14 protein-coding genes and 4 tRNA genes are annotated in these 14,011 nt (G+C 64.6%); all 18 read left to right on the forward strand.

The annotated features are described in order from the left end of the window. Positions 1-28: 28 nt before the first annotated feature. Positions 29-694 carry a TetR/AcrR family transcriptional regulator gene (locus AC1RP5_RS10595; protein WP_493110610.1) on the forward strand — a complete coding sequence of 222 codons (666 nt, stop codon included), beginning with the start codon at positions 29-31 and terminating at the stop codon, positions 692-694. A gap of 3 nt (positions 695-697) precedes the next feature. After that, positions 698-1,324 carry a TetR/AcrR family transcriptional regulator gene (locus AC1RP5_RS10600; protein WP_493110611.1) on the forward strand — a complete coding sequence of 209 codons (627 nt, stop codon included), beginning with the start codon at positions 698-700 and terminating at the stop codon, positions 1,322-1,324. 26 nt (positions 1,325-1,350) lie between these two features. Beyond that, positions 1,351-1,962, forward strand: coding sequence for a TetR/AcrR family transcriptional regulator (locus tag AC1RP5_RS10605; RefSeq protein ID WP_493110612.1), 612 nt, complete (start codon positions 1,351-1,353; stop codon positions 1,960-1,962). A gap of 56 nt (positions 1,963-2,018) precedes the next feature. After that, positions 2,019-2,095 (forward strand) — tRNA-His (locus tag AC1RP5_RS10610). Between the two features lie 83 nt (positions 2,096-2,178). Further along, positions 2,179-3,621: an NAD(P)H-hydrate dehydratase gene (locus AC1RP5_RS10615; RefSeq protein ID WP_493110613.1), complete on the forward strand. Its 1,443-nt coding sequence runs from the start codon at positions 2,179-2,181 to the stop codon at positions 3,619-3,621. 88 nt (positions 3,622-3,709) lie between these two features. Then, positions 3,710-3,794, forward strand: a tRNA-Leu gene (locus AC1RP5_RS10620). 18 nt (positions 3,795-3,812) lie between these two features. Further along, positions 3,813-5,159 (forward strand): trigger factor, encoded by a 1,347-nt coding sequence (tig, locus tag AC1RP5_RS10625; protein ID WP_493110614.1) that lies wholly within the window; start codon positions 3,813-3,815, stop codon positions 5,157-5,159. A 76-nt stretch (positions 5,160-5,235) separates the two neighbouring features. Continuing rightward, positions 5,236-5,886, forward strand: a complete 651-nt coding sequence (locus AC1RP5_RS10630) for an ATP-dependent Clp protease proteolytic subunit (protein WP_493110615.1) — start codon at positions 5,236-5,238, stop codon at positions 5,884-5,886. 145 nt (positions 5,887-6,031) lie between these two features. After that, a complete protein-coding gene (gene clpX / locus AC1RP5_RS10635) occupies positions 6,032-7,303 on the forward strand; it encodes an ATP-dependent Clp protease ATP-binding subunit ClpX (protein ID WP_493110616.1) in 1,272 nt (423 codons plus the stop codon). 175 nt (positions 7,304-7,478) lie between these two features. After that, positions 7,479-9,881: an endopeptidase La gene (lon, locus tag AC1RP5_RS10640; RefSeq protein WP_493110617.1), complete on the forward strand. Its 2,403-nt coding sequence runs from the start codon at positions 7,479-7,481 to the stop codon at positions 9,879-9,881. 178 nt (positions 9,882-10,059) lie between these two features. Continuing rightward, on the forward strand, positions 10,060-10,332 hold the full coding sequence (locus tag AC1RP5_RS10645) for an HU family DNA-binding protein (protein WP_295136838.1): 273 nt from the start codon (positions 10,060-10,062) through the stop codon (positions 10,330-10,332). Positions 10,333-10,366: 34 nt separating this feature from the next. Next, positions 10,367-10,441 (forward strand) — tRNA-Val (locus AC1RP5_RS10650). A gap of 138 nt (positions 10,442-10,579) precedes the next feature. Beyond that, positions 10,580-10,656: transfer RNA gene (locus AC1RP5_RS10655), tRNA-Asp, on the forward strand. 45 nt (positions 10,657-10,701) lie between these two features. After that, positions 10,702-11,067: an NADH-quinone oxidoreductase subunit A gene (locus tag AC1RP5_RS10660; RefSeq protein ID WP_068198877.1), complete on the forward strand. Its 366-nt coding sequence runs from the start codon at positions 10,702-10,704 to the stop codon at positions 11,065-11,067. Beyond that, positions 11,058-11,591 carry a NuoB/complex I 20 kDa subunit family protein gene (locus AC1RP5_RS10665; RefSeq protein ID WP_493110618.1) on the forward strand — a complete coding sequence of 178 codons (534 nt, stop codon included), beginning with the start codon at positions 11,058-11,060 and terminating at the stop codon, positions 11,589-11,591. Before AC1RP5_RS10660 ends, AC1RP5_RS10665 begins: the two co-directional genes overlap by 10 nt. Next, positions 11,591-12,232, forward strand: a complete 642-nt coding sequence (locus AC1RP5_RS10670; RefSeq protein ID WP_493110619.1) for an NADH-quinone oxidoreductase subunit C — start codon at positions 11,591-11,593, stop codon at positions 12,230-12,232. The genes AC1RP5_RS10665 and AC1RP5_RS10670 overlap by 1 nt, the downstream gene beginning before the upstream one ends. A 1-nt stretch (position 12,233) precedes the next feature. Further along, a complete protein-coding gene (locus tag AC1RP5_RS10675; protein WP_493110620.1) occupies positions 12,234-13,418 on the forward strand; it encodes an NADH-quinone oxidoreductase subunit D in 1,185 nt (394 codons plus the stop codon). Between the two features lie 11 nt (positions 13,419-13,429). Continuing rightward, a complete protein-coding gene (gene nuoE / locus AC1RP5_RS10680; RefSeq protein ID WP_493110621.1) occupies positions 13,430-14,011 on the forward strand; it encodes an NADH-quinone oxidoreductase subunit NuoE in 582 nt (193 codons plus the stop codon).

Consider the following 14,011-nt stretch of genomic DNA (forward strand, 5'->3'; position numbering starts at 1 on the left):
TGAACCCCGCATCGAGTCTTCTCTCGGCATGAGTCCGATCGATCCCCCGGCGCCAGCACCGGCCGCACACAAAGCCATCCGGATCGATGGGCGTCGCCTGCGCAGTGAGCGGACCAAGCAGCTCATCATCGAGGCCTACCTGGCGATCATCCGCGAGAATCCGCTGACGCCGATGCCGACCGCGGCAGAAATCGCGGTGAGGGCAGGCTATTCGGTCCGCTCCGTCTTCGAGCGTTTCCCCGACCTCCATGCTTTGCGGGTAGCGGCGGCGGATTACGGCCTGGCGCACGCCGCTGCGCTTGCACCTGCGCGCGACGTCGATGCCGATCGGGCTACCCGTATCAAGTCGCAGGTGGAGACCAGGGCAGGGACGTGCGAGCGCGGCGTGGCGCTGTGGCGGGCTCTGCTGTTCAACTTCGACGAAAACGATGCCCTCGCCGTGCGGGTAAAGGTCGCGCGGCAGCGCACGATCGAGCGCATGGAAGTGATGTACCGGCCCGAGCTTTCGACGCTCTCCGACATCGAGCGCCGCAATCTCCTCATCGCCCTCGAAGCCGTGACGGATATCGAGAGCTGGTCGCGCCTGCGCGACACCTACGGACTGTCGTTCGCCGAGGGCTGCGCCGTGTGGATCCGCGCCATCGACCGGATTCTGCCGCCGACGCCGGCAGAATCCCAAACCGGATCGGATTGAGCCTTGGCCGTCCCGTCCACCAAGCCCGCCAAGATCGACGGTCGCCGCCTGCGCAGCGAGCGGACCAAGCAGCTCATCATCGAGGCCTATCTGGCGCTGGCCCAGGAACTCTCGCCGCGCGTGCCGACCGCCGCCGAAATCGCGGAGCGCGCCGGCTATTCGGTGCGATCCATCTTCGAGCGTTTCCCTGACATCCGCGCCCTCCAGGTGGCCGCGGTCGATTATTCGATCGCGCAGATATCGGCCCTGGCGCCGCCCCGCGGTGCCGACGGCGATCGCAAGACCCGGATCGACGCGCACGTTACGACGCGCGGCGAGACCTGCGAGCGCTGGCTGCCGCTGTGGCGCTCGCTGATCGTCAATCAAGGCGACTCACCCGAATTGAAGGCACGCATCCGGATCGCACGCGACCGCGTAACAGCTCGCATGGAGCTGATGTTCGCGCCGGAGTTCGCCATGCTGCCTGTTGAAGAGCGCCGCCAGATGCTGATCGCGCTGGAAGCGCTGACCGACGTCGAGAGCTGGGCGCGCATGCGCGAGTTCTTCGAACTGTCGTTCGACGATGCCTGCCTCGTCTGGACGCAGACGATCGATCGTTTGTTGCCGAAGAGCTCCAGCGGGGCGGCATGACCGGTCGAAGCGGGGAGATGCCGGCCGTGTCCGCGAAGCCCGAGCATGTGGACGGACGCCGCCAGCGTAGCGCGCGCACGCGGCAGCTCATCATCGAGGCCTATCTCGCGCTGTTGCGCGACAGTCCCCAGATCCCGACCGCCGTCACCATCGCGCAGCGCGCCGGCTATTCGGTGCGGTCGGTGTTCGAGCGGTTTCCCGATCTCCATGCCTTGCGCGTCGCCGCCACGGACGATGCCTTGCTGCGGGCATCGACGCAGGTCGCCGCCCAGCCTGCCCTGGGCAACCGCGAGGAGCGGCTGAAGGCGCATGTCGAGACGCGGGGCCGCGTGTGCGAGGAATGGCTGCCTTTGTGGCGGGCGCTCATCGCGAACCAGGGCGACTCGGCAGACCTGAAGAGCCGGATCCGTCTGGTCCGTGAACTGGTCATCCGCCGCCTCGAGGAAATGTACGCACCGGAGCTGGCGACCCTCGACGAGCGGGCGCGCCGTCAGACGGTCCTCGCCATGGAAGCGCTGGTCGACTTCGAGAGCTGGGCGCGCATGCGCGAGCAGTTCGCCCTGTCGTTCGACGAGGCCTGTGGCGTGTGGACCCGCGCCATCGACCGGCTCCTGCCGCCGACGCCTCCTGTTTCTTGACGCTCCGGCTGCCGGAGCGTAGGAAGGCGCCGCTTCGTCGGGAGCGAACCGCGATGGCGGCCGTAGCTCAGTTGGTTAGAGCGCCAGATTGTGATTCTGGATGTCGCCGGTTCAATTCCGGTCGGCCGCCCCACTCGCCCCAGCACGATGCCTCCCGGACCTGAAGTGCGCGATCTCAATCCCCAAGCCGAGCTTGCTCTCCTGAGCTGTGCGCAAATGGCGAAGGCCGACGCGTTCGCCATCGCCGGCGGTGTGCCAGGGCAGGATCTCATGGAACGCGCGGGCAGGGCGGTCGCCGCGGCCGTCATGGAACGCCATGCACGCCGCCCCGTGCTCGTGCTGTGCGGGCCCGGCAACAACGGTGGCGATGGTTTCGTCGCCGCGCGACACCTCCAGGCCACGGGCTGGCCGGTGCGGCTGGCGCTGTTCGGCCAGATCGAGAAACTCAAGGGCGATGCCGCCTGGGCCGGGAGTACCTGGCACGGGCCGGTCGAGGCATGGTCGCCATTGCTGCTCGACGACGCGCCTCTCGTGATCGACGCCATCTTTGGCGCGGGCCTCAGCCGGCCGATCGACGGAGAGATCGCCATCGCCATCGACGGGGCGAACGAGCGCAGCCTCACCGTCGTCTCGGTAGATGTCCCGACCGGCCTTCACGGCGATACCGGCGAAATCCTGGGCCGTGCGTTTCACGCGGAAACGACCGTGTCGTTCTTCCGCGCGAAGCCCGGCCATTACTCAGTCGAAGGCCTGCGCCGTTGCGGCCACCTCCGCATCGCCGACATTGGCATTCCCGCGGCGGCGCTGGACACGATCGGCCCGCAAGCCTGGCTGAATGCGCCGTCCCTGTGGGCACACCTGCTTCGGCGCGACGATATCGCCGACCATAAGTACGCGCGGGGACACCTCAGCATCCTGGCGGGCCCGCAGGCCACGGGCGCGGCGCGCTTGGCCGCGCTGGCCGGCCGTCGCGTCGGAGCGGGTCTCGTCACGATCGCAGCCGTTCGATCGACCATGGCGGCCTTGCAGGCCGCAGAACCCGGCAACCTCGTTGTCGAAGCCGACGATGGCGCGATGTTCGGCCACCTGCTGGCCGACGAGAGGCGCAACGCCATCCTCGTGGGGCCTGGGTCTGGCGTCTCCGACCGGACCCGCGATTCGGTCCTCGCGGCGCTGGGCGCGCGGCGCCGCGTCGTGCTGGATGCCGACGCGATCACCGTCTTCGCCGCGCAGCCCGATCTTCTGTTTGCCAGCATCTCGGGCCCGACATTGCTCACGCCGCATGAAGGGGAGTTCCGAAGACTTTTCCCCGATCTCGCCGGGAAGGCCGACAAGCTGGAGCGGGTGAGGCGGGCGGCGGAGCGGAGCGGGGCGACGATCCTGCTGAAGGGCCCTGATACGATGATCGCCGAGCCCGGCGGCCGGGCGATCATCAACATTCATGCCTCACCGGCATTGGCCACGGCCGGCTCGGGCGACGTCCTGGCGGGATTGATCGGAGGACTGCTGGCGCAGGGCCTCACGCCGTTTGCCGCGGCATCCGCGGCGGCGTGGCTGCACGGGGAATGTGCGCTGCAATTCGGTCTCCCCGGCTTGATCGCCGAGGATTTGCCCGCTCTTCTGCCACGCGCGTTGCAGTCGCTATCGTCCTTTAATTGACCGTTCGGCGGGGTCGGGCTAAGAGGCCCGCGATTCGGCCTTCGCGGCGCGCCCCGATGGCTCAGAATGATGTTTGGGCAGGCTTCGGGCGGGCGTGGTGGAATTGGTAGACACGCGAGATTTAGGTTCTCGTGCCGCAAGGCGTGGGGGTTCAAGTCCCTCCGCCCGCACCAGGAAATGGAAGTGAGACAATGCAAGTTACGGAACTCTCGGCTGAAGGCCTGAAGCACCAGTTCAAGATCGTCGTCCCCGCCGGCGACCTGACGTCGAAGATCGACGAGCGTCTCGCCGAGATGGCGAAGACCGCGGCGCTGCCGGGCTTCCGTCCGGGCAAGGTGCCGGTCAGCCTGCTCAAGAAGCAATATGGCCAGGCGCTGTTCGGCGAAGCGGTCGAGGCGGCCGTCAACACGAGCACTGCCAAGGCGATCGAGGACCGTGGCCTGAAGCCTGCTCTGCAGCCGAAGGTCGACCTGAAGCAGCTCGAAGAGGGCAAGGACGTCGAGTTCGAAGTCGTCGTCGAAGTGCTGCCGGAGATCGGCAAGCTCGACTTCTCCGGCATCGAGCTGGAGCGTCTCAAGGCCGAAGTTCCCGAGAAGGACATCGACGAGGCGCTGGAGCGCATCGCCAAGGCCAACCGCGAGCAGAAGCCGGTCGATCCGCCGCGTCCGGCGGCGAAGGGCGACGCGATCAAGCTCGACTTCGTGGGTTCGGTCGACGGCGTCGAGTTCCCCGGCGGCGCGGCCCAGGACTACACGCTGGAGCTGGGTTCCGGCTCGTTCATCCCGGGCTTCGAAGACCAGCTCATTGGCGCCGAGGTCGGCAAGCCGATCGACGTGAAGGTGACGTTCCCGGCCGAGTACGGCGCGCCCGAACTTGCCGGCAAGGACGCCGTATTCAAGTGCACGGTCAAGGAAGTGCTCGAGTACGTCGACAAGCCCGCCGATGACGAGCTCGCGAAGAAGAACAATTTCGAGAACCTCGAAGCCATGCGCAAGGCGGTGGGCGAGCGGATCGGCCAGGACTACACGCAGATCTCGCGCACGATGATCAAGCGCCAGCTGCTCGACAAGCTCGCCGACACGCAGAAGTTCGCGGTACCGGAAGGCCTCGTCGAAGGCGAATTCAACGCCATCTGGCAGCGCATCGAGGAAGCCAAGAAGAACGGCCAGAAGGTCGAAGAAGACGAAGAGAAGATGCGCAAGGAGTACCGCGACATCGCCGAGCGCCGCGTTCGCCTCGGCCTGCTGTTGGCCGATGTCGGCCGCTCCAACAACATCGACGTGACGCCGGAAGAACTCAACCAGGCCGTGATGCGCGAAGCCATGCGCTATCAGGGCCAGGAGCGCCAGGTGCTCGAGTTCTACAGCAAGAACGCCGAGATGAAGGACCAGCTCCGCGCGCCGATCTTCGAGGAGAAGACCGTCGACTTCATCCTCGAGCTGGCCAAGGTCACCGACAAGTCGGTTACCCCTGAGGAACTGCTCAAGGCCGCCCGCGAGGCGGAAGAGGAAGAGCCCGCGGAGAAGGCGGCGAGCTGATCTTGTGCCGGTGGCCTTGAACAGGACCACCGGCGCTGCCACTTTCTAGAGCATCGTTACTCATGGGGGCCCCGCGATGACTCGCGACCGCGATCCGCTGGAAGTCTACAACAACTACTACGTGCCGATGGTGGTCGAGCAATCGGCGCGCGGCGAGCGTGGCTACGACATCTGGTCGAGGCTGCTCAAAGAGCGGATCATCTTCCTTAACGGTCCGGTGGAAGATCATGTGGCGGGCGTGCTCTGCGCCCAGCTGCTCTATCTCGAAGCCGAGAACCCGACGAAGGACATCTCGTTCTACATCAACTCGCCCGGTGGCGTGGTGACGTCCGGCATGGCGATCTACGACACCATGCGTTACATCCGCCCGCACATCTCGACCCTGGTCTACGGCCAGGCGGCGTCGATGGGCTCGCTGCTGCTGACGGCGGGCGAGAAGGGCAAGCGCTTCGCCCTGCCGAACGCCCGGATCATGATCCACCAGCCGTCGGGCGGCGCCCAGGGACAGGCCACGGACATCGAAATTCATGCCCGCGAGATCCTGGCGACCCGCGCACGGCTGAACCAGATGTACGTCGAGCATACCGGCAAGCCGATCGAGGTGATCGAGCAGACCATGGAGCGCGACAAGTTCTTTGCGCCACTGGAAGCCAAGGAATTCGGCCTCATCGACGATGTTCTCGAGAAGCGGCCGACCCCGACAACCATCCAGGCCGCTGCCTCGTAAGAGGGCAAAGGCGACCAATTGTTCCCTGTTCGCACGGCGACACACCATATTTTGATGTTGTCGCCGTCCGGGCGGCACGTTTAACATAGGCTTGTGAGCGGGCCCTCAGGTCGTAGGGCCCCCCAAGCGGAGGTGCGTTACCGACATGCCAGCCGCCAAGTCCGGGGGTGATTCCCGCAACACCCTGTATTGCAGCTTCTGCGGCAAGAGCCAGCACGAAGTCCGCAAGCTCATTGCCGGGCCGACCGTGTTCATCTGCGATGAATGCGTCGAGCTTTGCATGGACATCATCAGGGAAGAGAGCAAGACAACCCTCGTCAAATCCAAGGACGGGGTGCCGTCTCCGAAGGAGATCCGCCAGATCCTCGATGACTATGTCATCGGACAGGACCGGGCGAAGCGTATCCTCGCCGTCGCCGTGCACAACCACTACAAGCGGTTGGCCCATGGCGGTAAGTCGAACGAAGTCGAGATCGCCAAGTCCAACATCATGCTGATCGGCCCGACGGGCTGCGGCAAGACACTGCTCGCCCAGACCCTGGCCCGCATGCTGGACGTGCCGTTCACGATGGCCGACGCCACGACGCTGACCGAAGCCGGTTACGTCGGCGAGGACGTCGAGAACATCATCCTGAAGCTGCTGCAGTCGGCCGACTACAATGTCGAGCGGGCGCAGCGCGGCATCGTCTACATCGACGAGGTCGACAAGATCAGCCGCAAGTCCGACAACCCGTCGATCACGCGCGACGTGTCGGGCGAGGGCGTGCAGCAGGCGCTGCTGAAGATCATGGAAGGCACCGTCGCCTCCGTGCCGCCGCAGGGCGGGCGCAAGCATCCGCAGCAGGAGTTCCTGCAGGTCGACACGACCAACATCCTGTTCATCTGCGGCGGTGCGTTCTCCGGCCTCGACAAGATCATCTCGATGCGCCGCCAGGGCACGTCGATTGGTTTCGGCGCGGAAGTTCGTGGCCCCGAGGATCGCCGTACCGGCGAGATCCTGAAGGATCTCGAGCCCGAGGATCTGCTGCGCTACGGCCTGATCCCCGAGTTCGTCGGTCGCCTGCCGGTCGTCGCCACGCTCGATGACCTGGACGAAGTCGCGCTGATCGAGATCCTGACGCGTCCGAAGAATGCCCTGATCAAGCAGTATCAGCGGCTCTTCGACATGGAGAGCGTCAAGCTCAAGTTCTCCGATGACGCCCTTCGCGCTGTCGCCCAGAAAGCGATCGTGCGCAAGACGGGCGCCCGCGGGCTGCGGTCCATCATGGAGACCGTGCTGCTCGACACCATGTACGACCTGCCGTCGCTCGACGGGGTGGAGGAAGTGGTGATCAATCGGGAAGTGATAGAGGGTCGCGCCCAGCCGCTTTACGTGCACGGCGAGCGCAAAGAGGGCGTTGCCGCTGCGCCGGCCTGACTTTTGCTGCGCCGGCGATAACCGTCGCCGGCGGACTTCCCGACGGGCCTTGAACAACCCTCTGTTCAGGCCAATCTCTGATAACGAGTGCACGCGTGTGCGTGCCGTGGATCGCCCGCATGGGGATCCCCGGCCAAGGCGCGGGTAGCTCTAACAGGTACGTTGCGAGGCAATCATGACCACCGCCCCCACTCAAGGAACCGTCTATCCCGTCCTGCCGCTGCGCGACATCGTCGTGTTTCCCGGCATGATCGTTCCCCTCTTCGTAGGCCGCGAAAAGAGCGTCAAGGCGCTCGAAGAGGTCATGAAGGACGACAAGCAGATTCTGCTGATCGCCCAGAAGAACGCCAGCCAGGACGATCCCGGCCCCGACGACATCTACACGATCGGCACCTTGGGCACCGTGCTCCAGTTGCTGAAGCTGCCGGACGACACCGTGAAGGTGCTGGTCGAGGGCGGCCGTCGCGTGAAGATCACCGGTTACAACGATCGCCCTGATTTCTTCGAGGCGCTTGCTGTCGATATGGAAGAATCGGCCGGCGACGGTGCCGAGCTGCAGGCGGCTGCCCGCACCGTGGTCTCGGAATTCGAGAACTACGTGAAGCTGAACAAGAAGGTGCCGCCGGAAGTCGTCGTCTCGATCAACAAGATCGAGGAGCCGGCGAAGCTTGCCGACACCATCTCCGCGCATCTCGCCCTCAAGGTCGCCGAGAAGCAGCAGCTGCTCGAGCTCGACTCCGTGTCGAAGCGCCTGGAGCGTATCCTCGGTCTGATGGAAGGCGAGATCGGCGTCCTCCAGGTCGAAAAGAAGATCCGTAATCGCGTGAAGCGTCAGATGGAGAAGACGCAGCGCGAGTACTATCTCAACGAACAGATGAAGGCGATCCAGAAGGAGCTTGGCGAGACCGAGGACGGTCGCGACGAGATCTCCGAGCTGGAGAAGCGCATCAAGCGGACGCGTCTCAGCAAGGAGGCGAAGGAGAAGGCCAACGCCGAGCTGAAGAAGCTGCGGACGATGAGCCCGATGTCGGCCGAGGCGACGGTGGTGCGCAACTACCTCGACTGGCTGCTGTCGATTCCGTGGCGCAAGCCCACCAAGATCATCAAGGACCTGAAGTACGCCGAGGAGATTCTCAACGCCGACCACCACGGCCTCGAGAAGGTGAAGGAGCGCATCCTCGAGTATCTCGCGGTCCAGCAGCGCGTCGACAAGATGAAGGGCCCGATCCTGTGCCTCGTCGGTCCTCCCGGCGTCGGCAAGACCTCGCTCGGCAAGTCGATCGCCAAGGCGACGGGCCGCAACTTCGTGCGCATGTCGCTGGGCGGCGTGCGTGACGAAGCCGAGATCCGCGGCCATCGCCGGACCTACATCGGCTCGCTGCCGGGCAAGGTCATCCAGTCGATGAAGAAGGCGAAGTCGTCGAACCCGCTCTTCCTGCTCGACGAGATCGACAAGCTTGGCGCGGATTTCCGCGGCGATCCGTCGTCGGCGCTGCTCGAGGTCCTGGACCCCGAACAGAACACGTCGTTCAACGATCACTATCTCGAAATCGACTACGACCTGTCGAACGTGATGTTCATCACCACGGCCAACTCGCTGCGCATGGCGCAGCCGCTGATGGACCGCATGGAGATCATCCGTCTCGCCGGTTACACCGAGGACGAGAAGGTCGCGATCACGCGCAAGCACCTGATTCCGAAGCAGGTCGAGGCGAACGGTCTCAAGGAGAACGAGATCGAAATCCACGACGACGCGGTGCGCGACCTCGTGCGCTACTACACGCGCGAGGCGGGCGTCCGTAACCTGGAGCGCGAGATCGCCAACCTGGCCCGCAAGGCCACCAAGGAAATCCTCATGAAGGGGACGACCAAGGTGAAGATCGGCCGCAAGAACCTCGACAAGTACGCCGGCGTCCGGCGCTTCCGCTTCGGCGAGGCCGAGCTCGAGGATCTGGTCGGCATCACGACGGGCCTGGCGTGGACCGAAGTCGGCGGCGAACTGCTGCAGATCGAGGCCGTGCTGGTTCCGGGACGTGGCCGCATGTCTGTCACCGGCAAGCTGGGTGACGTGATGCAGGAGTCGGTGCAGGCGGCCAACGCCTACGTCCGGTCGCGTGCCCATGTGTTCGGCATCAAGTCGAGCATCTTCGAGAAGCGCGACATCCACATCCACGTGCCGGAAGGCGCGACGCCGAAGGACGGTCCGTCCGCCGGCGTGGGCATGGTCACCTCGATCGTGTCGGCGTTGACCGGCATCGCGGTGCGCAAGGAAGTGGCGATGACCGGCGAGATCAGCCTGCGCGGGCGGGTCATGCCGATCGGCGGCCTCAAGGAGAAGCTGCTGGCTGCGTTGCGCGGCGGTCTCAAGACCGTGCTCATTCCCAAGGAGAACGAGCGCGATCTGCCGGAGATTCCCGACAACGTGAAGAAGGGCCTGGAGATCGTGCCGGTTTCGACCGTGGACGAGGTGCTGGCCCGGGCGCTGGTGAAGCCGCTGGTCGCCATCGAATGGGTGAACGACCTCGATGCCGTGACGCCCAAGCCGGCGGAAACGCCGGAGGCGGCACGAGCCCACTGATCGCCAGCCCGATCTGAACGAAATGAGCGAAGCCCCGGAGAAATCCGGGGCTTCGTCGTTTTACCGCAAGCTGTGCGGTCGAATTCCCGTCAAGCCTACAAAATGTGGTATTGATCGTTGACGCCGTTTTCCGGGCGACCGTAAACTTGGGGTCGCCGGACCATGCAGAGGCTCGCCCGTGAATAAGCACGATCTGATCGCCGCCGTCGCCGCTTCGACGAACCTTTCCAAAGTCGATGCCGCGAATGCCGTCGATTCGATCCTTACGGTGATCACGAAATCGCTGCGGAAGAAGGAAAAGGTCCTTCTGGTCGGCTTCGGCACGTTCCAGGTGTCCAAGCGCAAGGCGGGCGAGGGGCGTAATCCCCAGACTGGCGAGAAGATCAAGATTCCGGCGGCGAACGTGCCGCGTTTCAAGGCCAGCAAGGCCCTGAAGGACGCGATCAACTAGGCTTTTCACACATCGCCGTGCTACCACCCACGGCGGGCGATTAGCTCAGCGGTAGAGCATTCCCTTTACACGGGACTGGTCGGCGGTTCGATCCCGTCATCGCCCACCACATTTTGTTTCGCCAATCATTATCTGTGCAGCGGAACTTATTGAAATATCGGGCATTTACGCACCTCTTCGCGGTTGCGGTATGCTTGACACCCACTAGGCGCTCCTATATCTCTCCGCGCGCCGTTTGGGGCTGAAAGCGGGCGTAGTTCAGTTGGTTAGAATGCCGGCCTGTCACGCCGGAGGTCGCGGGTTCGAGTCCCGTCGCTCGCGCCAGCCCAAACACTGGCAGCCCATAAAAACAGGGCGCAAGGGGTGGCGATGGAAGCTCTTCTCAGAGAATATCTTCCGATCCTGATATTCCTCGGCCTAGCCTTCGGGTTGGTCTGCGCCATGTTAGGTGGGTCGTATCTGATCGCCCGCCAGAATCCGAACTCGGAGAAACTGTCGCCGTTCGAATGCGGGTTCGCCCCGTTCGACGATGCGCGCGGACAGTTCGACGTTCGCTTCTATCTCGTGGCGATCCTCTTCATCATTTTCGACCTCGAAGTCGCGTTCCTGTTCCCGTGGGCCGTGGCGCTGGGCGATATCGGCCTCTTCGGCTTCTGGTCGATGATGCTCTTCCTCGGCGTCCTGACGGTGGGCTTCATCTACGAATGGCGTAAGGGAGCCCTGGAATGGGAGTGATCACTCCGACCAAGCCCAACACGGCCGCAGAAGCGGCGCTGTCACGGGCTTTGAACGACGAACTGGCCGACAAGGGCTTCGTCGTCGCCCAGCTCGACAAGCTGATCACCTGGGCGCGGACCGGTTCGATGTGGGGCCTGACGTTCGGCCTGGCCTGCTGCGGCGTGGAAATGATCCACTGCTGGATGAGCCGCTACGATCTCGACCGCTTCGGCTTCGCGCCGATGCCGAGCCCACGCGCTGCCGACGTGATGATCGTGGCCGGCACGCTGACCAACAAGATGGCGCCGGCGCTGCGCAAGGTCTACGACCAGATGGCCGAGCCGCGCTACGTGATCTCGATGGGCTCGTGCGCCAATGGCGGCGGCTACTATCACTACAGCTATTCCGTCGTGCGCGGCTGCGATCGCATCGTGCCGGTCGACGTCTACGTGCCGGGCTGTCCGCCGACCGCCGAGGCGCTGCTTTACGGCGTGCTCCAGCTCCAGAAGAAGGTCCGTCGCACGGGCACGCTGGTGCGCTGATGAGCGAGGCCCTCAAGGAACTCGCCGACCACATCGCCCAGGCTCAGGCGGGTGTGGTGTCGAAGACGGAAATTCGCCTCGGCGAACTGATGCTCGAGACGAGCGCCGACAAGGTGATCGCGCTGCTGACCTACCTTCGTGACGATCCAAAGTGCCTGTTCAAGCAACTGATCGACATCTGTGGCGTGGACTGGCCCGAGCGCGAGAAGCGCTTCGACGTCGTCTACAATCTGCTCAGCCTCAAGAATAACCAGCGCATCCGCGTGAAGGTCGCGACCGACGAGACGACGCCCGTGCCGTCGGCCGCGCCGGTCTACAGTTCGGCCGGCTGGTTCGAGCGCGAGACCTACGATCTCTACGGCGTCTGGTTCTCCGACCATCCCGATCTGCGCCGCATCCTCACGGACTACGGCTTCGAAGGTCATCCGCTGCGCAAGGATTTCCCGCTGACCGGCTTCGTCGAGCTGCGTTGGGACGACGTGCAGAAGCGCGTGATCTACGAACCGGTGAAGCTCACCCAGGAATTCCGTCGCTTCGACTTCCTGAGTCCGTGGGAGGGCGCTCCCCAGGTTCTGCCGGGCGACGAGAAGGCCAAGGAAGCCGCCGCGGCGCCGGCGCCCGCACCGGCGAAGGCGAACTGACATGTCCGACGTCGAAATCAAGACACTGACGATGAACTTCGGGCCGCAGCATCCTGCGGCTCACGGCGTGCTGCGTCTCGTCGTCGAGATGGACGGCGAGATCGTCGAGCGCTGCGATCCGCATATCGGCCTGCTGCATCGCGGCACCGAGAAGCTGATCGAGTACAAGAGCTACCTGCAGGCGGTGCCGTACTTCGACCGGCTCGACTACGTGTCGCCGATGAACCAGGAGCATGCCTACGCGCTAGCGGTCGAGAAGCTGCTGGGCATCCAAGCGCCGGAGCGCGGCCAGTACATCCGCGTGCTGTTCTCCGAGATCACGCGCATCCTGAACCATCTGCTGAACGTCACGACCTTCGCGATGGACGTCGGCGCGCTGACGCCGCCGCTGTGGGGCTTCGAGCAGCGCGAGCTGCTGATGGAATATTACGAGCAGGTGAGCGGCTCGCGCATGCACGCGGCCTATTTCCGGCCGGGCGGCGTCCACCAGGACCTGCCGGACGGCATGCTCGATTCGATGGATGGGTGGATCAAGCAGTTCTACCCGTTCATGAAGGACATCGAGAACCTGCTGAACGACAACCGCATCTTCCGCCAGCGCACCGTCGACATCGGCGTCGTCTCGGCCGAGGAGGCGCTCGACTGGGGTTTCTCCGGTCCGCTGATCCGCGCTTCGGGCCTGCCGTGGGACCTGCGCAAGTCGCAGCCCTACGACGTCTACGACCGCATGGACTTCGACATCCCGGTCGGCAAGACCGGCGACTGCTACGCGCGTTACCTCGTGCGCATCGAGGAAATGTACCAGAGCGTCCGGATCATGGAGCAGTGCGTGAAGGCGCTGCGTACCGTGGGCGGTCCGGTGCGCGTCGACGACCGCAAGATCTCGCCGCCGCGTCGTGGCGAGATGAAGGGGTCGATGGAAGCGCTGATCCATCACTTCAAGCTCTACACCGAAGGCTACAAGGTGCCGGCGGGCGAGACCTACACGGCGGTCGAGGCGCCGAAGGGCGAGTTCGGCGTCTATCTCGTGTCCGACGGCACCAACAAGCCTTACCGCTGCAAGATCCGCGCTCCCGGGTTCCCGCACCTGCAGGCGCTCGACATGATGACCAAGGGCCACCAGCTCGCCGACATGTCGGCGAACATCGGTTCGCTCGACATCGTGTTCGGCGAGATCGACCGCTAGGAGACGATGCGATGGCGATGATCACCGCCGACCCCAAGGACGTCCCGCAGGTCGCCAGCTTTTCCTTCACGCCCGAGTACATGGCGAAGGTCGAGGAGCAGATTGCCCATTATCCACCGGGCCGTCAGGCGAGCGCCGTGATCGCGGTGCTGGATCTGGCGCAGCGTCAGCAGGGCTGGCTGCCGCGCGCGGCGATGAACGAGGTGGCGCGCATCCTCGATATGGCGCCGATCCGCGTCTACGAGATCGCGACCTTCTATACGATGTTCCAGCTGCGCCCGAAGGGTAAGTACCTGCTGCAGGTCTGCACCACGACGCCGTGCTGGCTGCGCGGCTCCGAGGGCGTGATGAAGGCCTGCCAGCACGCCGCTGACGGCGAGATGTTCAGCGTGCAGGAGGTCGAGTGCCTCGGCGGCTGCGTCAACGCGCCGGTCGTGCAGATCAACGACGATTTCTACGAAGACCTCGACGAGGCTTCGATGAACAAGGTGCTCGACGCGTTCCGGCGCGGCGAGACGCCAAAGCCCGGACCGCAGGTGGATCGCCAGACGTCGGCGCCCGAAGGCGGCCTGACGACGCTGAAGGGCGAGTAG

Source organism: Reyranella sp. GW821-FHT12G01, assembly GCF_058806575.1.